We start from the raw sequence: 20,513 nt of genomic DNA, 5'->3' as shown, positions 1-20,513 counted from the left end.
TACTTAACTTATAAAATAGAACAATGGGAAAAATTATTGGCATAGACTTAGGAACAACGAACTCCTGCGTGGCTGTCATGGAGGGTAACGAGCCGGTTGTAATAGCCAACAGCGAAGGTGCCCGCACTACCCCTTCCGTAGTTGCTTTCATGGATAATGGTGAACGCAAAATCGGAGCACCGGCCAAACGTCAGGCGATTACCAATCCCAAGCATACTATTAGCTCCATCAAGAGATTCATGGGTAAAAAATACGATGACACAACCGGCGAAATGAAAACCGTTGCGTACAGCGTAGAAAAAGGCCCTAACAATACGCCACGCATTCCTATCGGCGACCGCCTGTATACACCACAGGAAGTTTCTGCATTCATTCTTCAAAAAATGAGACAAACTGCGGAAGACTATCTGGGGCAGGAAGTTACCGAAGCGGTGATCACGGTTCCTGCGTACTTTAACGATGCAGAACGCCAGGCTACCAAAGAAGCTGGTCAGATCGCCGGCCTGGATGTTAAACGTATTATTAACGAACCTACTGCTGCTGCCCTGGCTTATGGCCTTGATAAACAGCATAAGGATATGAAAATTGCCGTGTTCGACTTGGGTGGTGGTACTTTCGACGTATCCATCCTTGAATTGGGCGACGGTGTGTTCGAAGTAAAATCTACCGACGGTGATACTCACCTGGGTGGTGACGACTTCGACCAGGTGATCATCAACTGGTTGGCCGACGAATTCCAAAAGGACGAGAACGTTGACCTCCGCAAAGATCCAATGGCTTTGCAGCGTTTGAAAGAGGCTGCTGAAAAAGCAAAAGTTGAATTGTCGAGCTCAGCTCAGACCGAAATCAACCTGCCATATATCTTCCCGGTTGACGGTATTCCAAAGCACCTGGTTCGCACTTTGACCCGTTCGAAATTCGAACAACTCGCTGATTCTCTGTTCCAACGCATGATGGAACCTTGCAAAAGAGCGATGAAAAACGCAGGGTATTCAAACAGCGACATCGACGAAGTAATCCTCGTAGGTGGTTCGACACGTATCCCTCGCGTACAAGAAGAAGTAGAGAAATTCTTTGGTAAAAAACCTTCGAAAAACGTTAACCCTGACGAAGCTGTGGCCGTTGGTGCTGCAATCCAGGGTGGTGTACTGACGGGTGAAGTGAAAGACGTATTGCTTTTGGACGTTATTCCTTTGTCACTCGGTATCGAAACATTGGGTGGCGTGTTCACCAAGCTGATCGAAGCGAACACGACTATTCCTTCGAAGAAAACTGAAACATTCTCGACTGCCGCTGATAATCAGCCATCTGTGGAAATCCACGTACTGCAAGGCGAACGTCCGCAAGCTGCGAACAACCGTACACTCGGCCGTTTCCACTTGTCTGACATCCCACCAGCACAGCGCGGTGTACCTCAGATCGAAGTAACTTTCGACGTGGATGCGAACGGTATCCTGCACGTTTCCGCAAAAGATAAAGGTACCGGCAAAGAACAAAAAATCCGTATCGAAGCTTCCAGCGGTTTGACCGACGCGGAAATCAACAGAATGCGTGAAGAAGCGAAGGCGAACGAAGCTGCTGACAAGGCGGAACGCGAGAAAATTGAAAAAATCAATGGAGCTGACAGCCTGATCTTCTCAACTGAGAAACAGTTGAAAGAGTATGGCGACAAACTTTCCGATAGCAATAAGTCGAGCATTGAAGCTGCGCTGGCAGAATTGAAAACCGCCCACCAGTCTCAGGACCTTGCAGCTATCGACGCTGCATCTGAAAAACTGAATGCTGCATGGCAGGCTTCCGCTCAGGAAATGTATGCACAAGGCGGTGAAGGTCAACCGGGAGCAGGCGGCCCTACCGGAAACCCTGGTGCGGGCGCAGGTAACAATGGTGCAACAGACGACGTGACGGACGTGAACTTCGAAGAAGTGAAATAAGAATAAGATTAGAAAAAATCCCCGTCCGTCAAACAGATGGGGATTTTTTTTACACGCAGTGTTACATTTTGGGGTAACAAAGCGTATATAAATAATAGAAAACCAGCTCCAAGCCAGTGGCACTGATTTTTTCTATCAAATATAAACTTCATCAATCTAATCAAACCACTAAAAAAATTCAGACTCCTATGGACGCAAGAATCGCATTACCAGAATTGATGTACCTTTCTCCCACTACCCGCGAAAAAGCGGTGGCCGTCGCCCAGGAACTATTACGATCTACCAACATCTCCCCACGCGAGGCTGTTTCAAAAGCAATTCTGATTGCGAAAAACTGGGCGGTTAAAAATGTGAACCGCCGCGTTTGGAAAAAATTAAAAGCCGTCGAAAAAGAAATGATATGATCGAACTGAAATTCAAAGGTCAGGTCGTCATCGTCACGGGGTCCAGTTCCGGGATCGGGAAGGCTTGTGCATTACACTTCGGGAACAACGGCGCTCATGTGGTTGTGAATTACAGTTCTAATGCAGCCGCTGGCCAAGAAGTAGTCGACGAAATCCAGGCCAATGGAGGAAGTGCAATTCTGGTAAAGGCCGATGTGAGTAAGGAGGATGAAGTGAAAGCCCTGTTTGCAGAAACCGTTAACCAGTTTGGCCGCGTCGATGTGCTCGTCAGCAACGCAGGTTTGCAAAAAGATGCGCCATTCCTGGAAATGACTTTGGAACAGTGGCAAAAGGTAATTGACGTCAATCTGACGGGCCAGTTCCTTACCTGTCGCGAAGCCGCTAAGCAATTTATCGCTCAGCAACAGGCAGTTACAGAACCAAGCCATAGTGAACTCGCGATCGGAAAAATCGTATTGATGAGCTCCGTGCATGACGTGATCCCCTGGGCAGGACATGTCAACTACGCTGCTTCAAAGGGCGGCGTGATGATGTTCATGAAATCGATATCGCAGGAGCTTGCGCCATACAAGATACGCGTGAACTCGGTAAGCCCTGGCGCAATCAAAACGCCTATCAACAAAGAGGTCTGGTCGGATCCCGATAAATACCAAAGCCTGCTTCAACTGATTCCTTACAAAAGAATCGGTACCGCACAGGATGTGGCCAAAGCAGTTGCCTGGCTCGCATCGGATGATTCGGATTATGTGAATGGCGAAACGTTGTATATTGATGGAGGGATGACACTGTACCCCGAGTTTGCCGACAATGGCTAATGGCCTTGTCAAGTGTAGTCAGGAGTTGTCAAGCCTAGTCACATGTTGTCAAGTGTAGTCGGATATTGTCAGGAGTTATCAAGTGTAGCAAATCTTGTCATTAAATGAATAAAAAAACGTCAGGCCGTTTATGCCTGACGTTTTTTGCGAGCAGCCGTGGATCACCAATAATGATTTCCAAGACTCGACTGTTGCTGACTATACCTGGCCATACCTGACTGCACGTAACTACACGAGACTACGGTTGACCACACATTACCACACTTGACAATCACCTGACCAAACTTGGTATTCGCTGCAATAACACAGTCAAAATTGGCTCAAATAACCCTCTTTTGGTCGTTATATTAACAAAATTCAAAAAATGAAACGTAACTTTCGACGTACAATTTTATATTTATGATCTCAAAATTTTCACAATCGGCCATTCAATTTATAGCTCAACGTCAATGGATTATCTGGTTTTGGAGCTTTCTAATCTTGGTTGCGTGCACTTGGCCGGGCAAGGATTTGCCCGCAGCACCGACCGTAGGTTTCGATAAAATTGTCCACTCGGGCCTCTTTACTGTATGGGCGATTCTCGCGCTGATTATTTACCCTGAAAAAAGCCGCCTGGTTGTGGGATTGGGAATGGCTTATGGGTTGGGACTGGAATTTTACCAGCAGCTTCTGCCATTCGACCGCACTTTTGACTGGTGGGACGCCGTGGCAGACGCTGCTGGTGTGTTAATCGGTTATCTTTTCACAAAACTGGTGCTGAAAAACTAGCGCCAGCGTTTGTACTGATTGATCAAACCGTTTGTCGAACTATCGTGGTTCGTAACCGGCCAGTCATTTTGTAACTCGGGGTAAATCTTGTTGGCCAATTGTTTGCCCAGCTCAACGCCCCATTGGTCGAAGCTGTAAATATTCCAGATGATACCTTGCACGAAAATCTTGTGCTCGTACATGGCGATCAGACTTCCCAATACTTTCGGGGTGATCTTTTTCACGAGAATCGAGTTGGTCGGGCGGTTACCCGAGAAAACTTTGAACGGCGCGATCTGCTCGATCTCCGCGTCACTCTTTCCGGCAGCTCTCAGTTCTGCGCGCACTTCCTCGTCGGTCTTGCCATTCATTAATGCTTCGGTTTGCGCGAAGAAGTTGGACAGCAACATTTTGTGGTGCTCACCAAGCGGGTTGTGGCTAATGGCCGGCGCGATAAAGTCGCAAGGGATCAGCTTAGTACCCTGGTGGATCAGCTGGTAAAATGCATGCTGACCATTGGTGCCTGGCTCGCCCCAGATTACCGGACCAGTCTGGTACCCAACCGGCTTGCCATCGCGACCGGTGCTCTTGCCGTTACTTTCCATATCTCCCTGCTGGAAGTAGGCGGCGAAACGGTGCATGTACTGATCGTATGGAAGGATCGCCTGTGTTTGCGCATCGAAGAAATCATTGTACCAGATGCCGATCAATGCGAGGATCACCGGGATATTACGTTCCAGCTTAGTCGTACGGAAATGCTTGTCCATCTCGTGAGCACCCGCGAGCAGCTGCTCGAAATTCTGGAAGCCCACGTAACAAGCAATCGACAAACCGATAGCCGACCACAACGAGTAGCGGCCTCCTACCCAATCCCAGAATCCGAACATGTTTTCCGGATCGATACCAAATTTCTCTACTTCCGAGCGGTTGGTTGAAATCGCAACGAAATGCTTTTTCACGTGCTCTTCATCCGAAGCCTTTTCCAGGAACCAGCTGCGCGCGCTGTGTGCATTCGCCATCGTTTCCTGTGTGGTAAAAGTTTTGGACGCGATCATAAACAAGGTCGTCTCCGGATTCAGTGACTTTACGGTTTCAGCAATGTGCGTGCCATCCACGTTGGACACGAAATGCACATTCAGCCCGTTTTTCGCATAAGCTTTCAGCGCTTCGGTCACCATTACCGGGCCCAGGTCGCTACCGCCGATACCAATATTCACGATGTCTGTGATCTCTTTTCCGGTATAACCCTTCCACGCTCCCGAACGAACCCGTGTCGAAAAATCCTTCATTTTCGCAAGCACCTCGTTGACGTCCGGCATTACGTCCTTGCCATCCACAAGCACGGGCTCATTGGAGCGGTTGCGTAATGCAGTGTGCAAAACGGCACGTCCTTCCGTCACATTGATTTTGGCGCCTGTGAACATTGCCTCGATCGCCTCAGCCAAACCAGCTTCTTCTGCCAATTGAACCAGGTATGAGCGTGTACGCGAGGTAATGCGGTTTTTGGAATAATCCAGCAATATGTCCCCGAAACGGATGGAGAACTTCTTATGGCGGTCGGTGTCTTCCTCGAAAAGTGTTTTTAAATGCTTTTGCGAAATGGTTTTGTGATGCGTTTTCAGCTTTTTATAAGCCGCCAACTGATCAAAGGGGACGTTTGATAGCATTAGTTTTGGCGTTATGGTAAAAAATCAAACCTTGGTCATGCAAAAATAGGGTTTTACGGCACTTAATGCGCTTTTTCCTCATTAACTCGCCTGGCAAACTCCCCTGAAATACCCCACCGACTCGGCGATCCCGGCCAGCGGCTCTTTCATATCTTTCTCATATTCAAGGCTGCACGAGCCGGTGTATTTCACTTTGCGCAGCATTTTCACAAATGCGGGAATATCAATAATTCCTCTTCCCAGTTCACAGGTTTTACCATCCTTCGTCGCTTCCGTCACATTTTTGAGGTGAATGTCGAAAATGCGCTTGCTGTACTTACCCAGGTCGGCCACCGAATCCTGGTTATCCCGGCGGTTATGGCCCATATCAAAACAAAGCCCCACGCGAGGATCGAGATCCTTCACATAATTGTATACCGAGGTCGCGTTAGGATACAATTTATCTTCCGGACCATGGTTGTGGATGGCGTAACGAATATTGGTTTCCTTCACTTTTTGCTCTACATATTTCAGGTCCTCATGGTTGGGAATACCGACGATCATATCCACGCCTACTCTTTTCGCATAATCGAATGCATTATCAATGTCCTGGTGGGTTTTGGTGTAAATCGGGCCTACCGCATAACCGGTGACACCGGCGTCTTTCAGCTTCTGGTGAAATGCGGTAATCTGCTCGGCGGTGCTGTTGTAAGGCAAATGAAAATCCTTGATACACAAATAGTGAACATCTGTCTTCTTCATCATTTCCAGCGCCTCGTCGAGTTTGAAATGCACGAAACTGTAACCGGCAATACCCAACTTGAAAGTATCCTCTTTTTTAGCCGGAGCCGCATTGCTTTTCTCCGGAAGCGAAGCGATACTGCCGGCCATCAGTCCGGCGATGCCTTTCTTGACAAATGTTCTTCTCGAATTCATTCTATTTAAATTAAAATTAATTACTGTATACGTAAAAGACGAAGAGTCGCGGATTTACCACCTATCGGCTCAAATCTTAAGTTTTATACCAACCTTGTTGATCGCTCCGGTAAGCAGAATGACCAGTAATGAAAAGCAGGCAGACTTGACAAGCCCGATCATCCCCGTGCGCAGGTACATCGGCAGGCTGATTCCTGCCAGCGTAATGACGGCATACCATATATATGGAATAAGATAGCAGGTTAATGTAGCGGTTCCGGCAGGCCGGATAATATTCGCCCAGTTTTTGATATTTTTCAAATCAACCAGCCAAAACAAGAATGCGAAGGCCAAAAAGCTGATCCCCGAGCAAATGCCTACCCATGCTGGTGTAGCCCTGATTTTTGAAATACCCCAAAAAGGTCGCGTACCAAAACCGTAGGCTAATGCGATGAGTCCCAGCACGACCAAAATGATCAGATAAGTAGTCCCGGCCGAATTCCGGCTGATACGGTTCCGGTAAATCACCGAAGCCACTACACCTCCCATTACAAAAGCAGGCATCGAACCGCTGCCGACGATCCAGACATATTCTTTGACCGGGTTAAGCAAATCGAGCACCCCGGCAAAGTCGGCCAGATTGAACAGAACGAAAAACAACCATCCACCTACCGCCCATGTGAGACGGTCGCGCGAGGGGAGGTACGCGAGCGCGCCCAGCAGGTATGACCAGCCAATGAGGCCCAGGATACCATACCAATGCGTCTCCATCCACGACGGGTTGGCAGGGTCACCGCCTTTGTAAATCAATGCGAGCCCGGCAAGCAACAGGTAACCGGCCACTTTCAATGCAGTATAAAATCCCTTCTTTCCGGGGTTCGAAGGATACACATTCCAGATCAGGAAAAAGGCAATCACCATCCCGATTTCCCAGACGTGTTTGCTGATAACCATGGCCTCGCCAGCGATATTCTCGTAGTTTACGATAAATATCCCCATGAGCAACAGCGCAAATGTACGCTCGGCAATATGCCTGATAATCAACGCATCAGAGTCGCCTTTTTTCTTGCGATTGGCAATGGCGAAGGGAATCGAAAGCCCGACAATGAACAAGAATCCCGGAAACACCACATCTGAAAGGCCCATGGCATCCTCGGCCGCTTTGCTGTGTCTCAGCCAGTCGGGAATATCTTCCAGCGACCAGAGATCATTCACAAAAATCATCAAAAACATGGTAACCGCCCTGAATACGTCAATCGAATCCAGGCGGAACGAGGGGAAAGAAGGGGGCATGATCAGAAGGTTTGGATTTAGGAAAACCTAATATAACCGCTTTTCGCCTTCTGACGGCATAATTCTTCATTTTGCGTCGCACAAAATGCCACGATGCATTAATAATTCATACGAAATTTAGAAAGATCAGGCTTGTGCTGTTTCTTTCTTTTCAACTCGTATTCATAAATCAACCGGCCCAGGTTTTTCATAAACGGATAGCAAACTTCCTTGTATTCGTAACGGTCGTCATTGTAAACACCATCCTCGTTAGATTGCACTACGGCACTCAGCATAAACTCTACATTATTCTCAAAATCAACGATATAGGCATTATCAATAATAAAGCCGTACGAATCGCCATACTTGTTGAAAATCCTCATTCCCTTTTGCGGGACGGCTTCCTTATTGGCCCCGTAAAAAAGGAACTTAGCGTAAAGCGGCCAGTAATCCGAGGGATTATAACGCGGGAAATCGCTCTCGTTGGGCAATTTACTCATATAGGTGTAAATCAGTCTATAATCGTCCTTAGTGAGATGAAAGCGCTCGCTTTCAGGAAAAACCTCCGGAAAAAGCAACTTCTTCATCACCACCTGCTGGTCGGTGAGGCTGAATGCATTCTTATTCGCCATATTGAACGGCTTTTCTACCAGCCGGTCGGAGCTATCCATGTAAGCGCGGCCCATAGAAGTGTTGGTGAGGTTCAAAGGGTAGTTTTGGGGATCAAATTGCCCCGGCTGGCTGTAAATCAGTTTATTACCCTCATAAAAACTAACCGGATTAGTGTGCCTGGAAGTCTCCTCGGTATCCTTTACTGCATACCGGTTGAGAATGCGGCTCGTACTTAGGCCATGCCTGCGCAGCCTCTCATTAATTTCCGCCCGCCCGATCCATTCATAGAGCCGATTATAGGCATCGTTGTCGCTTACGAGCAATATTTTCTTGATATAATGTTCCAGGGAAGGCATCCCGTTGGCGGCACTGCTGTCTTTGTCGACGTGCGTTTGCTTTGTAAAATCGGCTCCGGTAATCATGGTGCTAGCACGACTCAGTCCCTTAATTTTCAGCTCGTTGAGTTTTTCCAGCGCGAAAATGACCGTCGGCAGCTTCACCGTGCTTGCGGGGAAAAAGTAATGCAGGTCGTCGAGGTTGTAGCTGTAACTTTTGAAATGCGGAACATTGTTCGCATCCCGATCAATCTGCGTATAAAGTATCTGAACCTGGTTCTTTTGTGGGTGATTCAGGATTTTGCCAAACAGCTCCGGCCGGCTCCGCATCAGTTTTTCAAGCAAAACCGTATCCGGTTTCTGACCCAAAACAGCGTGACTCACCAAAAGCATCAAGAGCAATAGCCTAACCATCCACATAACTATCTAAAAATCACATCCTTTCGTTCCTCCATCCGCCCCTTTCTCCATTCTTCATTCATCCCAATCATCCACATAAGAACCTTCTTCCGTCTTGGTCGAATGCTCCACCGCCTCATTAATTTCCTTCATTTCCGCGGCAGTGAGATTTCGCCATTTACCCACCGGTAAGTCATTCAAAGCCACGTTCATGATCCGCACGCGTTTGAGCTTTGTCACATTATAACCCAGATACTCGCACATCCGGCGGATCTGACGGTTGAGCCCTTGTGTTAAAATAATAGTAAATACAAAACTGCTCTCTTTCCGCACGAAGCACTTTTTGGTCACAACCCCCAGAATAGGCACGCCCGACGACATTTTTTGGATAAAATCGGTGGTAATGGGTTTGTTCACTGTTACGACATACTCTTTTTCGTGGTTATTCCCCGCGCGGAGGATTTTGTTCACGATATCACCGTCGCTGGTCAGGAATATCAGCCCTTCCGAAGGCTTATCGAGCCGGCCGATGGGGAAAATGCGCTCCTTATGGCGGATGTAATCGATAATATTGCCCTTAATGTGCCGCTCGGTGGTGCAGGTGATACCTACCGGCTTGTTAAATGCGATGTAAACGCCTGCTTTTTTCGCTTTGAGGGGCTTGCCGTCGACGCGTACGTCATCTCCCTCGGTTGCTTTGTCGCCCAATACAGCCGTCCGGCCATTGAGCGTCACGCGGCCTTGTTCCACGAGTTTGTCGGCCTCTCGCCGCGAACAAAACCCGGTTTCACTGATAAACTTGTTGATCCTGACTGACTCCAATGCTTTCTATGCTTTTTCCCAAGCCGTAACCGGCGTATCAAGTGGCAAATTAATTCAAATCGCAAAAAAAATGCGGTTACATATAAAGATTCGGGCGTTCTTGCCCTTTACCTCTTCAATACTTATTATATCAGATCACAAAATAGAACAAATTGCCGGTCTATGAAAAATCGCCTTTTATTAACACAACTCTTCTTTTGGATAACCATTCTTGCCCTTTACGCGCAACCCGCGCGGAGGCCCGTGGAAGTGATCGTCACCGCCGACCGTGATGACTGGACCTACAAGCCCGGGGATAAAGTACAATTTATGATCAGCGTACTGCGCAACGGCAACCCGGTGAAAAATGCGCAAGTGCGTTATGAGATCGGTTTAGAAAAACTCGACCCGACCATTAAAGAAACCAAAACTGCTGCCGACGGGACATTAAAAATCGACGGCGGCACACTCAAAACCCCCGGCTTCCTACGCTGCATCGCATGGGCAACCGTAGATGGCGTGGAGTTCCGCGGCCTGGCAACTGCCGGCTTTGACCCATCGAAAATACAGCCTACCGTAGCGAACCCTGAAGATTTCGATACATACTGGGATAATGCAAAGAAAGAACTGGCGGCTGTACCGATGGATGCGAAAATGACTTTACTCCCAGACCGCTGCACCGAAAAAACGAATGTTTATCACCTGAGTTTGCAAAATAACCGTCCGGGCGTACGAGTGTACGGGATTTTGAGTATCCCCAAAAAAGAAGGAAAATACCCTGCGCTCCTGCGCGTGCCCGGTGCCGGTGTACGTGCGTATTATGGTGATGTGGTTACTGCGGATAAAGACATCATTACACTTGAAATCGGTATTCACGGCATCCCCGTGACAATGGACCCATCCGTTTACCTGGATATGAGCCAGGGCGTACTGAATGGCTACCCTGCTTATAACCTGGATGATAAGGATAAATTTTACTACAAACGCGTATACCTCGGCTGCGTGCGCGCGAACGATTTCCTGACCAGCCTGCCGCAATATGACGGCAAGAACCTGGCGGTAACCGGCGGGAGTCAGGGTGGCGCATTGTCGATCGTCACCGCAGGCCTCGACCCGCGTGTAAAATGGCTCGGCGCATTCTACCCTGCGTTGAGCGACGTGACAGGCTACCTGCATGGCCGCGCAGGCGGATGGCCGCATTATTTTGATAAAAACGGGGCCAAAACCAATAACACGAAGGAAAAACTGAACACCGTTTCCTATTACGATGTGGTCAATTTCGCGCGACGCGTGAAAGCACCGGGACTTTATATGTGGGGCTTCAATGACGAAACCTGCCCGCCGACTTCCATGTACGCAGCATATAATGTAACTACCGCTCCAAAAGAATTGAAATTGTACCTTGACACCGGCCACTGGACCTACTCCGATGAGCGCGACGCGATGAACAACTGGCTGGTCGACAAACTCAAAGGCAAGTAATTACAACAAAACCGGAACATACCTTTATGGATCGCAGAACATTTATTGAAAAGTCGGCGCTGGCCGGCGCAGCATTCTCCTCCCTCCCGCTGCTGACGGCATTGAAACGGGCCTCGCCGTACCGGACAGCGCTCATCGGTGCGGGCTGGTGGGGCACAAACATCCTCCGCTGCGCCATCCAGGCAGGCGAATCGAAACTGGTGGCATTGTGCGACGTAGATCAGAACCAGCTGAAAATCTGCTCCGAAGTTTTTTCCAAACTTACCCCGGATAAGCCGAAACTCTACAAAGATTTCCGTGAAATGCTGGCGAAGGAAAAGCCTGAGATTGTGATCGTGGCTACGCCCGATCACTGGCATGCATTGTGTTGCATTGCGGCGATCGAGTCCGGTGCGCATGTTTATGTAGAAAAACCGATTTCACATACCATTAAGGAAGGTCGCGCGATGGTGAATGCCACACGCAAGCACGGGCGCATCGTACAGGTAGGCACACACAGGCGCGTGTCCCCACATAACGTATCCGGTATGGAATTCCTGAAATCGGGGAAGGCCGGCAAGATCGGGATGGCGCGGGCGTTTGTGCATTATGGCGGCGGCCCGGGCCAAAAGACGCCCGACACGGAACCGCCGCAAGGTCTCGACTGGGATTTCTATTGCGGTCCCGCGCCATTGATACCTTATAATAAGACTATCCACCCGAAAGGCTTCCGGAATTACCTCAATTTCGCCAACGGTACGCTCGGCGACTGGGGTATTCACTGGTTGGATCAGGTACTATGGTGGTCGGAACAAAAATATCCGAAGAAAGTTTACTCTACCGGAGGCCGTGCAATCCGCCAGGACAATACCGACGCACCGGATCACCAAGTGGCCGTTTACGATTTCGACGGTTTCACTTTGGAATGGGAACACCGCAACTTCGCAGCCAACAACGCCGAAAAAACACATCCAAACCAAGCCGTAGGCGTGTATTTCTATGGAACCGAGGGCACATTCCACATGGGCTGGCTCGATGGCTGGACGTTCTACCCTACCAATCCGAACAAACCGGTGATCCACCAGGATGCCCAACTCAACAAGCCCGATGACCAGAATATTCAGCAGCTTTGGGCCAATTTCCTGGAATCCATTAAAAGCAACAAACCGCCTGTTTGCGAAATCGAGGTGGGACAACGCTCTACGAATGTGGCATTATTGGGGATGCTTTCCTACAAACTGGGAAGGAGCATTGTGTGGGATGGTGAAAAAGAAATCATTCCCGGAGACGATGAGGCGAACAAGTTGCTGAGCCGGAATTACCGTGGCGAGTGGAAATATCCGCAAGCGTAAACGTTGTCAGGTGTGGTCATTTATGGTCAGGTGTTGTCAAGTGTGGTCATTTATAGTCAGGGATTGTCAAGTGTAGTCAGGTGTGGTCATTTATTGTCAGGGATTGTCAAGTGTAGTGAGGTTTGGTCATTTATTGTCAGGAATTGTTACTTATTGTCAGGAATGTCGGGTGATGTCATTCGAATAAATCTCCGACCATTCTTGACTACACCTGACCATTCTTGACTACACCTGACCATCTTGACTACACCTGACCATTCTTGACTACACCTGACTAACCTTGACTACACCTGACTAACCTTGACCACACCTGACCACAAATGACTACGCTTAACCAAATCGCTCCCCAAACAATCATCAATCAATTTTGACGACTTCCGCGGGGATATTGTACTGATCGACCGCCTCACGCGCGAAGCGGACGTGCCCGCGTGGGGCCATCAGGTACAATTTCGCACCTTTCATACCCGCCAATTCGCTAAGCAGCTTCCATTTGGAGATATGACCACGCATCTGGTCGGTTTTAATGCAGACTTCCAGGTAATGCCTGTTGAACATGTTCACGCCTGTTACATCGGGCGTAAAGCGGATGTTATCCGCCGCCCTTTCATAAGATTTGGGCGTTTCATACCCTTCCATATTAGCCTGGATTTCCTTGAACCCGTGCGATTTTGCCCACTTTACTACAAGTGGGATGAATGCTTCTTTTTCCATAATGAACATGAATAATTTTCTGCTCTAATACCAGCAGTTTCAACAATACAAAATCTTGACTGAGCAGGGGGATATGACAGGAGCGATATTCCCGGTGGAGCAGGATCTTGAAGAAAGATAGCCAATTTTCCGTAAAACCGCAAGCTTCACGCAGGATCAGTCATCCAGTTCATCCCTGAAATTATTGTAGGCCGAGAGCAATTCGCGGTGCGTTTTGGCATTCTTCTGAACCAGCGCCAATTCTACCCCCTTTTGATAAATCCCCTCGGCTTTTTCCACTTTTCCCAATGCAGCAAAAAATGCGCCAGCATGGTAATAGGTAGGCAGGTAATCAGGATGTTTTTCGAGAAGGAGGTCAAAAAACCGTTCCGCTTCCGTCGGATCAGACTTGGAATACTCGATCGCGAGCGCGTAGGCGTTGAACGGATCAGTGGGGTCTTCTTCGTAAAAAGCGAGTAAGTTGGCGAGTAGGGAGTTATTCATCGATATTATTATGCTTGCATACTATTTACTTTTCCTTTAATTTGCCCGGACAAAGTTATTCTCATCAAACGTAAAGATAAGTAACCATACCATCATGAAAATACTCGTTTGTATAACTAATGTCCCCGATACAACAGCCAAGATAAGCTTCACCGACAACGGTACCAAACTGAACAAGAACGGTGTACAGTTCATCATCGGTCCTTACGACGACTACGCGCTCGCACGCGGCGTGGAGCTGAAAGAGCAATCCGGCGGCAACCTTACCGTCCTGCACGTGGGTGAAGCCGACGCGGAACCGCAGATCCGCAAGGCGCTCGCCATCGGCGCCGACGATGCTATCCGCGTGAATGCCGATCCGCAGGATTCCTATTTCGTAGCAGCGCAAATCGCGCACATTGCCAGTCAAAACAGCTACGACCTTATTCTGATGGGCCGCGAGTCGATCGACTACAACAGCGGTGTAGTGCACGGGCTGGTGGGTGAAATGCTGGGCATCCCCTCCTATTCGCCGGTCATGAAACTCGACCTGGAAGGCAACAATGCCACCATTACCCGCGAGATTGACGGGGGCAAGGAAGTACTTAAAGCGCCGCTTCCGCTGGTTTTGGGCTGCCAGGAACCGATTGCCGAGTGGAAAATCCCGAATATGCGGGGCATTATGACGGCCCGTACCAAACCATTGAATGTGGTGGAACCCGTTTCCGTCGACGATATGACGGTACCGCAAACTTATCAGCTGCCCGCTCCGAAAGGTGCCTGCAAAATGATACCTGCCAGCGAAGCAGAAACGCTCATCAAACTGTTGCAAACCGAGGCAAAAGTGCTGTAACGCGCGGCTTATTTTTCACATTGAAACGAAAACGATCATGTCAGTCCTTATATATGTAGAACTCGATAACGGTTCCATCAAGAAAACCTCCCTGGAAGCCGTGGCTTATGGCGCGAAAGTGGCTTCCCAAACCGGCGGCCAGGCCGTGGTACTTGCATTGGGCAAAGCCGATAACGCAGAACTTGAAAAAGCCGGGCAATATGGAGCCGCCAAAGTGCTTCATGCCGCCGATACGAAACTAGAACACGAAAACAGTCTCGCCTACGCGGACGCACTCGTACAGGCAGCTGCGCAGGAAGGCAGTAAAATTATTATCCTTTCTAAATCCGGCCTCGGCGATGCCGTGGCGGCCCGTGCCGCCGCGAAGTTGAAAGCGGGCATCGTGTCCGGCGTGACCGCATTGCCTGAAACCAATGGTGGCTTCAAAGTGACGCGGAGTATTTTCACCGGTAAAGCATTCGCCACGACGGAAATCAAGTCAGATATCAAGATTTTGGTCGTTCGCAAGAATGCGGTCGAAATCAACGAGACTGATTTGACCGGCGGTAACGCGACTGTGGAAGCATTCCAGCCCGCATTGCGGGACAGCGATTTCACGGCCAGCGTCGTGAGCGTCGAAAAGGCGGACTCGGAACTGTCTCTGACCGAGGCGGAAATTATCGTCTCCGGCGGGCGCGGCATGAAAGGGCCCGAACACTGGCAGCCGTTGATCGACCTGGCCAAGGCATTGGGTGCGGCAACCGGCTGTTCCAAGCCCGTTTCCGACCTCGACTGGCGCCCACATCATGAGCACATCGGGCAGACCGGCATTAAAGTGGCTCCGAACCTCTACATCGCCTGCGGCATATCCGGCGCGATCCAGCACCTGGCAGGTGTGAACGGCTCGAAATGCATTGTGGTGATCAACAAGGATCCGGAAGCACCATTCTTCAAAGCGGCCGACTACGGCATCGTCGGAGATGTTTTTGAAGTACTGCCTAAGCTGACGGAAGCGGCAAAAAGCCTCAAATAGTGGCTCCAAGGCTCTTTTTTTCAAATTCATTGAAATAACAATGCACCAAAAAGCGGCTTAAAATCAATCGATTAAGCCGTTTTGATTTTTTACCCGCCAAAAGGCGTCGAATCTTAACCCTTACAGCATTTTTTTATGCAGTAAGGGTTATTTATTTTTGCACCTTTGATCCAGCCAATGGCGCTTTTCAAACAGGAACACTTTGCAGGGTTTACTTGTTAATTCCTTGAAAATCAAGAATCAGCCCAAAGACCATTCACCACGACTGTTAACCATTTGCGCATTTAATTTAAACGTGAAAAAAATTAAGTTAGAAATTCTGGGGCTTTCACCAAGCCAATCCCAAGCCGGTTCGTTTGCATTGGTACTTGGAGAAGAACTCGGCAACCGCAGGCTGCCCATCATCATTGGCGTATTCGAAGCACAGGCCATTGCCGTCCAGATTGAAAACATAGTACCTAACCGCCCGATGACGCACGATCTCTTCAAATCGTTCGCCGACGGCATGAATTATACATTGAAGGAAATCGTCATTTCTGACCTCAAAGAGGGCATTTTCTACGCCAAAATCGTTTGTACCGATAACCTTCGTGAAGTAGAAATCGACGCCCGCCCGTCGGACGCAATTGCGATCGGCCTTCGTTTCGACATTCCTATTTATACCTACGAGACCATTCTGTCCGAGGCAGGCATTGTTTCCAGCTCCGTGACCGAGGAGGAAGACGAGGATGAGGACGCCGTGCGCGAAACTATCCGCCCTTCGGGCTCAAAGGATTCGCTCCGCGACCTTACCTACGACGAGCTGCAACGCATGCTCGACGACGCCCTTTCGAAAGAAGACTACGAGAAGGCCGCCAAGATCCGCGACGAAATGGGAAGACGGAACTGAAACCGCCTTTATAGTTAAAAATAGTTAAGGATTGTCCCCAAAAGGGCTGTTTTGAAATTTTAATCCTTATTTTTGCCCGGGTCGTATTCCAGAAAACAGAACCAACGACGAGCGAAATCCTACGCTGTTATGCCTAAAAAAAAGAAGATCGGGAGTTATCCCAACGCAATGATCGTCATGAGCCTTACGGCTGCCTTGTTTCTGATCGGTTTTTGCGGACTCCTGGTGATCCAATCCAAAAAGCTGGTTTCCATTATCCGCCAGAACATCGAGGTGCGGGTATTCATCGATAAGCAAGTTTCCAAAGCCGGGCAGGACTCGATCCTCAACATTATTCAGGCAAAGCCTTTTGTGCTAAAATCCACTGAAACAAAGGCCATTACATTCGTTTCAAAAGAAGAAGCCGCCAAAGAATTCATCGAAGGTACCAAGGAAGATTTTGCTACTTTCCTCGGAGAAAACCCATTGCGCGACAGCTACCGGGTGAAAATCCAGGAGGACTATTTTGAAGAAGCCAAGTTGCAACAGATCAAGAAAGATCTGGACCAGGTGAAAGGCGTGTACGAGGTGGTGTACCAGGAAGATCTGGCCGACAATATCAACCGCAACGTGACGAAAATCTACATCGTATTGGCAAGTTTCGCGCTGATCATGCTGGTTATTATTGTATTGCTGGTTAACAATACCATCAAACTGGCCATTTATTCGCAGCGCTTCCTGATCCGCAGCATGCAGCTCGTGGGTGCTACCAATGGATTTATTCAGAAGCCTTACGTAATGCGCGGCGCGATTCAGGGGCTGATCGGAGGCGTTATCGCTGCCATTCTGCTGATCGGCCTGCAACAACTGGCGATCCGTAACGTAGAAGGACTTGCGCTGTTACAGGAATACGACAAGATCGTAATCCTCATAGCCTCAGTGCTTGGCCTCGGCGTCGCCATCGGTATAGCGAGCACCTACCAGTCACTCGCACGCTATCTGCGCATGGCGCTCGACGATCTTTATTGACAGGCCGTCGTATCCGGGCGGGCGGTCCCATTCCTCTATTCAGACATTCAAGAACAGTAACCGATAAATAAACGTTATGAGTACTTCAAAAAATGAACTCCCATTTTCATCATCCAACTATGTGACGATGCTGGTCGGCATTGCGGTAATCCTCGCAGGCTTCCTGATTATGACTTTCGATAGCGAAGAGTTTGGTTTCGGCTTTTTAGGCCTGACCCTCGGCCCCATCATTACCATTGCGGGTTTCATCATCGAGTTCTGGGCGATCCTCCGTAAACCTGCTAATTCATGAGTATCTGGCAGGCGATCATTCTGGCAATTGTTGAAGGAATTACTGAGTTCTTGCCCATCTCTTCCACCGGGCATATGATCATAGCCTCCTCGTTCATGGGGATCAGCCATCTGGAATTCACCAAGATGTTCACGGTCAATATTCAATTCGGGGCTATACTTTCCGTACTCGTACTTTACTGGAAGCGTTTTTTTCAGACTACCGATTTCTATTTCAAACTTTTCGTGGCATTTCTGCCGGCAGCTGTCATCGGCTTTCTGCTGAACGATTTCATTGATGCATTGCTCGAAAACGTGTGGGTAGTGTCGATCTCGCTGCTCCTCGGAGGTTTTGTACTGATTTTCATCGACCGCATCGCGAATGATACGCGTGAAAAGGTGATTACCTTTCCTACCGCATTGAAAATCGGGTTTTTCCAGTGTATTGCGATGATCCCGGGCGTTTCTCGTTCGGCTTCGACGATCATTGGCGGGATGCTCAATGGCTTGTCAAGAAAGCAGGCGGCTGAGTTTTCGTTCTTCCTGGCCGTGCCTACCATGGCTGCCGCAGGAGGTTACAAGCTGCTGAAAACTTACGATACCATTCAGAAGGAAGATATCCAGACGTTACTGATCGGCAATGCCGTTGCATTCGTGGTAGCGATGTTGGCGATCAAGTTCTTCATCAGCTTCCTGACCAAATACGGTTTTAAAGTTTTTGGTTATTACCGCATTATCCTCGGCCTGATCCTGCTCGGTTTGCTGGCATCGGGTTACCAGCTGGATGTTGTTTAAAAGCCTTCGGCTTCACCATAAGTGATCGGCCGGCCATGCATGATGGTCGGCCGATCGCCATTAATTTCCTTAGTTTTGAAACAAGAAGAAAACATACCCGACGAAGGCGAGGTCATTCTGATCGACAAGCCCTTGACGTGGACCTCATTTGACGTGGCCAACAAGCTCAAAAGGGCTTGCAAATTCAAAAAGATAGGCCATGCCGGCACTCTTGACCCGCTTGCTACCGGTCTGCTGATCCTCTGTACCGGTAAAAAAACCAAGCAGATCGACAATTTTCAGGCGCAGGAAAAAGAGTATACCGGGACCCTGGTGCTGGGCAAAACGACGCCGTCCATAGATATGGAAAGCGACTTCGACGCCGAGTACCCTACCGACCACATTACCCCGGAAGTACTCGAAAATGCGCGCCGGCAGCTTACCGGTCATATCGAGCAGATTCCCCCGCTGTTCTCTGCCATCAAAATCGACGGGGTGCGTGCGTATAAGCTCGCGCGGCGCGGCGAGGAGGCCGAGATCAAGAAGCGCCCGGTGGAGATCAAGCTGTTCGAAATTGACGCTACCCACTTTCCTTCCATCGATTTTAGGATCATTTGTTCAAAAGGTACTTATATTCGCAGTATGGTTCGCGATTTCGGCGAGCTGGCGGGCAGCGGCGCTTACATGAGCAAGCTGTGCAGGACCAGGATCGGGGAGTTCGAACTGAAAGATGCATGGGAGCTGACGGCTTTTATCCATCAGAAACGAGTAGCGTTGAATTTGGAAGTTGACGAATGAACATTTATCATAGCCTGGATTCCTTTCAAAAACTGGAATATGGCGTCGTAACCAGCGGCACATTTGACGGGGTGCATCTGGGACATCAGAAAATACTGGCCCGTCTGAAAGAAATTACGCAACAATCAGGCGGAGAATCGGTGGTGCTCACATTCTGGCCACACCCGCGTACGGTAGTGTCGGAGGATAGCCAGGACCTACAACTGCTCTCCACGATCGAGGAGAAAATAGAGCTTTTTGCCAAATTGGGCATCCAGCACCTGGCAATCATACCTTTCACTCGTTCTTTTTCCGAGCTCACTTCCGACGAGTTTATCAAACAGATCCTGGTGGAGAAAATCGGTACCAAAAAGCTGGTAATCGGCTACGACCACCGTTTTGGCCGTAACCGGGAAGGTAGCTTCGAATTCCTGCAGAAAAACTGCTCGGAATACGGTTTCGAAGTGGAAGAAATTCCCAGGGAGGACATCGAACACACGGCCATCAGCTCGTCGCGCATTCGCAAAGCGCTGATTACGGGCCATATACACGAAGCAAACGAACTACTTGGGCGCCCCTATTCGCTTTCAGGAACTGTGGTAAAAGGGAAACAGCTCGGCCGCACGATCGGCTTCCCGACGGCAAACCTCTACGTGCACGAGCCCTATAAACTGATTCCGATGAACGGGGTGTACGTGATCCATGCGATTTACCAGGGCCAGGTATTCAAAGGCATGCTTAATATAGGCGTGCGCCCTACGGTGGACGGCACAATCCGGACTATTGAAGCGAACCTGTTCGACTTTGACAAAGAAATTTACGGCGAGGACCTTAAATTGGAATTGCTTCATTATCTTCGTCCGGAACAGAAATTCAACGGGCTTGATATGCTCGTTAAACAGATCGGGATAGACAAGGAGAACACCCTCGCCTATTTCGGCTAGACAATCCGAACTCTTTTTCCTACTCATACAGTTTGCTTTTGCGCAAAGCGTGCCCTATCCGGCACGCTTTTATTGTGCCTATACGTAAAACCGGGGTCAAACCTGCTTTCTTTAATT

21 protein-coding genes are annotated in these 20,513 nt (G+C 49.1%); 14 read left to right on the top strand and 7 right to left on the bottom strand.

All coding sequences use genetic code 11. The annotated features are described in order from the left end of the window. The first annotated feature begins 23 nt into the window (after positions 1-23). The 4 genes from dnaK to ACQ4MZ_RS20705 all read left to right on the top strand — a co-directional run bounded on the left by dnaK (position 24) and on the right by ACQ4MZ_RS20705 (position 3,921). Positions 24-1,934 carry a molecular chaperone DnaK gene (gene dnaK, locus ACQ4MZ_RS20720; protein ID WP_430848047.1) on the top strand — a complete coding sequence of 637 codons (1,911 nt, stop codon included), beginning with the start codon at positions 24-26 and terminating at the stop codon, positions 1,932-1,934. Positions 1,935-2,050: 116 nt separating this feature from the next. Then, entirely contained in the window at positions 2,051-2,338 is a 288-nt protein-coding gene (locus ACQ4MZ_RS20715) for a hypothetical protein (protein WP_430848045.1), read from the top strand. Next, a complete protein-coding gene (locus ACQ4MZ_RS20710; protein ID WP_430848043.1) occupies positions 2,335-3,153 on the top strand; it encodes an SDR family oxidoreductase in 819 nt (272 codons plus the stop codon). The genes ACQ4MZ_RS20715 and ACQ4MZ_RS20710 overlap by 4 nt, the downstream gene beginning before the upstream one ends. A gap of 399 nt (positions 3,154-3,552) precedes the next feature. After that, positions 3,553-3,921, top strand: a complete 369-nt coding sequence (locus ACQ4MZ_RS20705) for a VanZ family protein (protein WP_430848041.1) — start codon at positions 3,553-3,555, stop codon at positions 3,919-3,921. On the opposite strand, the gene pgi is transcribed toward ACQ4MZ_RS20705, so the two are convergent. The 5 genes from pgi to rluF form a co-directional block, all read right to left on the bottom strand. Beyond that, complete coding sequence (gene pgi, locus ACQ4MZ_RS20700; RefSeq protein ID WP_430848039.1) at positions 3,918-5,567, bottom strand: glucose-6-phosphate isomerase; 1,650 nt, start codon at positions 5,565-5,567, stop codon at positions 3,918-3,920. The genes ACQ4MZ_RS20705 and pgi overlap by 4 nt on opposite strands. An 81-nt stretch (positions 5,568-5,648) precedes the next feature. Continuing rightward, positions 5,649-6,482: a sugar phosphate isomerase/epimerase family protein gene (locus tag ACQ4MZ_RS20695; protein ID WP_430848037.1), complete on the bottom strand. Its 834-nt coding sequence runs from the start codon at positions 6,480-6,482 to the stop codon at positions 5,649-5,651. A 69-nt stretch (positions 6,483-6,551) separates the two neighbouring features. Continuing rightward, on the bottom strand, positions 6,552-7,754 hold the full coding sequence (locus tag ACQ4MZ_RS20690) for a heparan-alpha-glucosaminide N-acetyltransferase domain-containing protein (RefSeq protein ID WP_430848035.1): 1,203 nt from the start codon (positions 7,752-7,754) through the stop codon (positions 6,552-6,554). Between the two features lie 98 nt (positions 7,755-7,852). Further along, entirely contained in the window at positions 7,853-9,025 is a 1,173-nt protein-coding gene (locus tag ACQ4MZ_RS20685; protein ID WP_430848033.1) for a serine hydrolase, read from the bottom strand. Between the two features lie 129 nt (positions 9,026-9,154). After that, entirely contained in the window at positions 9,155-9,901 is a 747-nt protein-coding gene (gene rluF / locus ACQ4MZ_RS20680; protein ID WP_430848031.1) for a 23S rRNA pseudouridine(2604) synthase RluF, read from the bottom strand. 162 nt (positions 9,902-10,063) lie between these two features. On the opposite strand from rluF, the gene ACQ4MZ_RS20675 reads away from it, so the two are divergent. Then, on the top strand, positions 10,064-11,362 hold the full coding sequence (locus ACQ4MZ_RS20675; RefSeq protein ID WP_430848029.1) for an acetylxylan esterase: 1,299 nt from the start codon (positions 10,064-10,066) through the stop codon (positions 11,360-11,362). 26 nt (positions 11,363-11,388) lie between these two features. Beyond that, positions 11,389-12,693 (top strand): Gfo/Idh/MocA family protein, encoded by a 1,305-nt coding sequence (locus ACQ4MZ_RS20670; RefSeq protein ID WP_430848027.1) that lies wholly within the window; start codon positions 11,389-11,391, stop codon positions 12,691-12,693. A 357-nt stretch (positions 12,694-13,050) separates the two neighbouring features. On the opposite strand, the gene ACQ4MZ_RS20665 is transcribed toward ACQ4MZ_RS20670, so the two are convergent. Further along, positions 13,051-13,407 (bottom strand): hypothetical protein, encoded by a 357-nt coding sequence (locus ACQ4MZ_RS20665; protein ID WP_430848025.1) that lies wholly within the window; start codon positions 13,405-13,407, stop codon positions 13,051-13,053. Positions 13,408-13,563: 156 nt separating this feature from the next. Next, entirely contained in the window at positions 13,564-13,890 is a 327-nt protein-coding gene (locus ACQ4MZ_RS20660; protein ID WP_430848023.1) for a tetratricopeptide repeat protein, read from the bottom strand. 94 nt (positions 13,891-13,984) lie between these two features. Here ACQ4MZ_RS20660 and ACQ4MZ_RS20655 point away from each other — a divergent pair, with 94 nt between their 5' ends. The 8 genes from ACQ4MZ_RS20655 to ACQ4MZ_RS20620 all read left to right on the top strand — a co-directional run bounded on the left by ACQ4MZ_RS20655 (position 13,985) and on the right by ACQ4MZ_RS20620 (position 20,396). Beyond that, on the top strand, positions 13,985-14,722 hold the full coding sequence (locus ACQ4MZ_RS20655) for an electron transfer flavoprotein subunit beta/FixA family protein (protein WP_430848021.1): 738 nt from the start codon (positions 13,985-13,987) through the stop codon (positions 14,720-14,722). A gap of 37 nt (positions 14,723-14,759) precedes the next feature. After that, positions 14,760-15,734, top strand: a complete 975-nt coding sequence (locus tag ACQ4MZ_RS20650; protein WP_430848019.1) for an electron transfer flavoprotein subunit alpha/FixB family protein — start codon at positions 14,760-14,762, stop codon at positions 15,732-15,734. A gap of 295 nt (positions 15,735-16,029) precedes the next feature. Next, on the top strand, positions 16,030-16,623 hold the full coding sequence (locus tag ACQ4MZ_RS20645; protein ID WP_106598360.1) for a bifunctional nuclease family protein: 594 nt from the start codon (positions 16,030-16,032) through the stop codon (positions 16,621-16,623). 129 nt (positions 16,624-16,752) lie between these two features. Then, a complete protein-coding gene (locus ACQ4MZ_RS20640; protein ID WP_430848016.1) occupies positions 16,753-17,631 on the top strand; it encodes a cell division protein FtsX in 879 nt (292 codons plus the stop codon). 76 nt (positions 17,632-17,707) lie between these two features. After that, complete coding sequence (locus ACQ4MZ_RS20635; RefSeq protein WP_430848014.1) at positions 17,708-17,923, top strand: DUF3098 domain-containing protein; 216 nt, start codon at positions 17,708-17,710, stop codon at positions 17,921-17,923. Then, positions 17,920-18,696: an undecaprenyl-diphosphate phosphatase gene (locus ACQ4MZ_RS20630; RefSeq protein ID WP_106598363.1), complete on the top strand. Its 777-nt coding sequence runs from the start codon at positions 17,920-17,922 to the stop codon at positions 18,694-18,696. Before ACQ4MZ_RS20635 ends, ACQ4MZ_RS20630 begins: the two co-directional genes overlap by 4 nt. A 42-nt stretch (positions 18,697-18,738) precedes the next feature. Next, complete coding sequence (truB, locus tag ACQ4MZ_RS20625) at positions 18,739-19,473, top strand: tRNA pseudouridine(55) synthase TruB (RefSeq protein ID WP_430848590.1); 735 nt, start codon at positions 18,739-18,741, stop codon at positions 19,471-19,473. Beyond that, the gene (locus ACQ4MZ_RS20620; RefSeq protein WP_430848012.1) at positions 19,470-20,396 is read left to right on the top strand and encodes a bifunctional riboflavin kinase/FAD synthetase; all 927 of its coding nucleotides are present in this window, start codon (positions 19,470-19,472) and stop codon (positions 20,394-20,396) included. Before truB ends, ACQ4MZ_RS20620 begins: the two co-directional genes overlap by 4 nt. The last annotated feature ends 117 nt before the right edge of the window (positions 20,397-20,513 follow it).

The organism is Dyadobacter sp. BHUBP1 (genome assembly GCF_050587785.1).
Classification (GTDB): Bacteria; Bacteroidota; Bacteroidia; order Cytophagales; family Spirosomataceae; genus Dyadobacter.
The sequence above is the reverse complement of the archived record's forward strand: the minus strand, read 5'-3'. Positions and strand labels throughout refer to the sequence as shown.

Bases quoted from the DNA above. Each gene is read 5' to 3' on its own strand.
- pgi (WP_430848039.1), bottom strand. From the start codon at position 5,567: ATGCTATCAAACGTCCCCTTTGATCAGTTGGCGGCTTATAAAAAGCTG.
- ACQ4MZ_RS20665 (WP_430848025.1), bottom strand. From the start codon at position 13,407: ATGGAAAAAGAAGCATTCATCCCACTTGTAGTAAAGTGGGCAAAATCG.
- truB (WP_430848590.1), top strand. From the start codon at position 18,739: ATGGTCGGCCGATCGCCATTAATTTCCTTAGTTTTGAAACAAGAAGAA.
- ACQ4MZ_RS20660 (WP_430848023.1), bottom strand. From the start codon at position 13,890: ATGAATAACTCCCTACTCGCCAACTTACTCGCTTTTTACGAAGAAGAC.
- ACQ4MZ_RS20675 (WP_430848029.1), top strand. From the start codon at position 10,064: ATGAAAAATCGCCTTTTATTAACACAACTCTTCTTTTGGATAACCATT.
- ACQ4MZ_RS20695 (WP_430848037.1), bottom strand. From the start codon at position 6,482: ATGAATTCGAGAAGAACATTTGTCAAGAAAGGCATCGCCGGACTGATG.
- ACQ4MZ_RS20655 (WP_430848021.1), top strand. From the start codon at position 13,985: ATGAAAATACTCGTTTGTATAACTAATGTCCCCGATACAACAGCCAAG.
- ACQ4MZ_RS20670 (WP_430848027.1), top strand. From the start codon at position 11,389: ATGGATCGCAGAACATTTATTGAAAAGTCGGCGCTGGCCGGCGCAGCA.
- ACQ4MZ_RS20640 (WP_430848016.1), top strand. From the start codon at position 16,753: ATGCCTAAAAAAAAGAAGATCGGGAGTTATCCCAACGCAATGATCGTC.
- ACQ4MZ_RS20620 (WP_430848012.1), top strand. From the start codon at position 19,470: ATGAACATTTATCATAGCCTGGATTCCTTTCAAAAACTGGAATATGGC.
- ACQ4MZ_RS20630 (WP_106598363.1), top strand. From the start codon at position 17,920: ATGAGTATCTGGCAGGCGATCATTCTGGCAATTGTTGAAGGAATTACT.
- ACQ4MZ_RS20705 (WP_430848041.1), top strand. From the start codon at position 3,553: ATGATCTCAAAATTTTCACAATCGGCCATTCAATTTATAGCTCAACGT.
- ACQ4MZ_RS20635 (WP_430848014.1), top strand. From the start codon at position 17,708: ATGAGTACTTCAAAAAATGAACTCCCATTTTCATCATCCAACTATGTG.
- ACQ4MZ_RS20690 (WP_430848035.1), bottom strand. From the start codon at position 7,754: ATGCCCCCTTCTTTCCCCTCGTTCCGCCTGGATTCGATTGACGTATTC.
- ACQ4MZ_RS20710 (WP_430848043.1), top strand. From the start codon at position 2,335: ATGATCGAACTGAAATTCAAAGGTCAGGTCGTCATCGTCACGGGGTCC.
- dnaK (WP_430848047.1), top strand. From the start codon at position 24: ATGGGAAAAATTATTGGCATAGACTTAGGAACAACGAACTCCTGCGTG.
- ACQ4MZ_RS20650 (WP_430848019.1), top strand. From the start codon at position 14,760: ATGTCAGTCCTTATATATGTAGAACTCGATAACGGTTCCATCAAGAAA.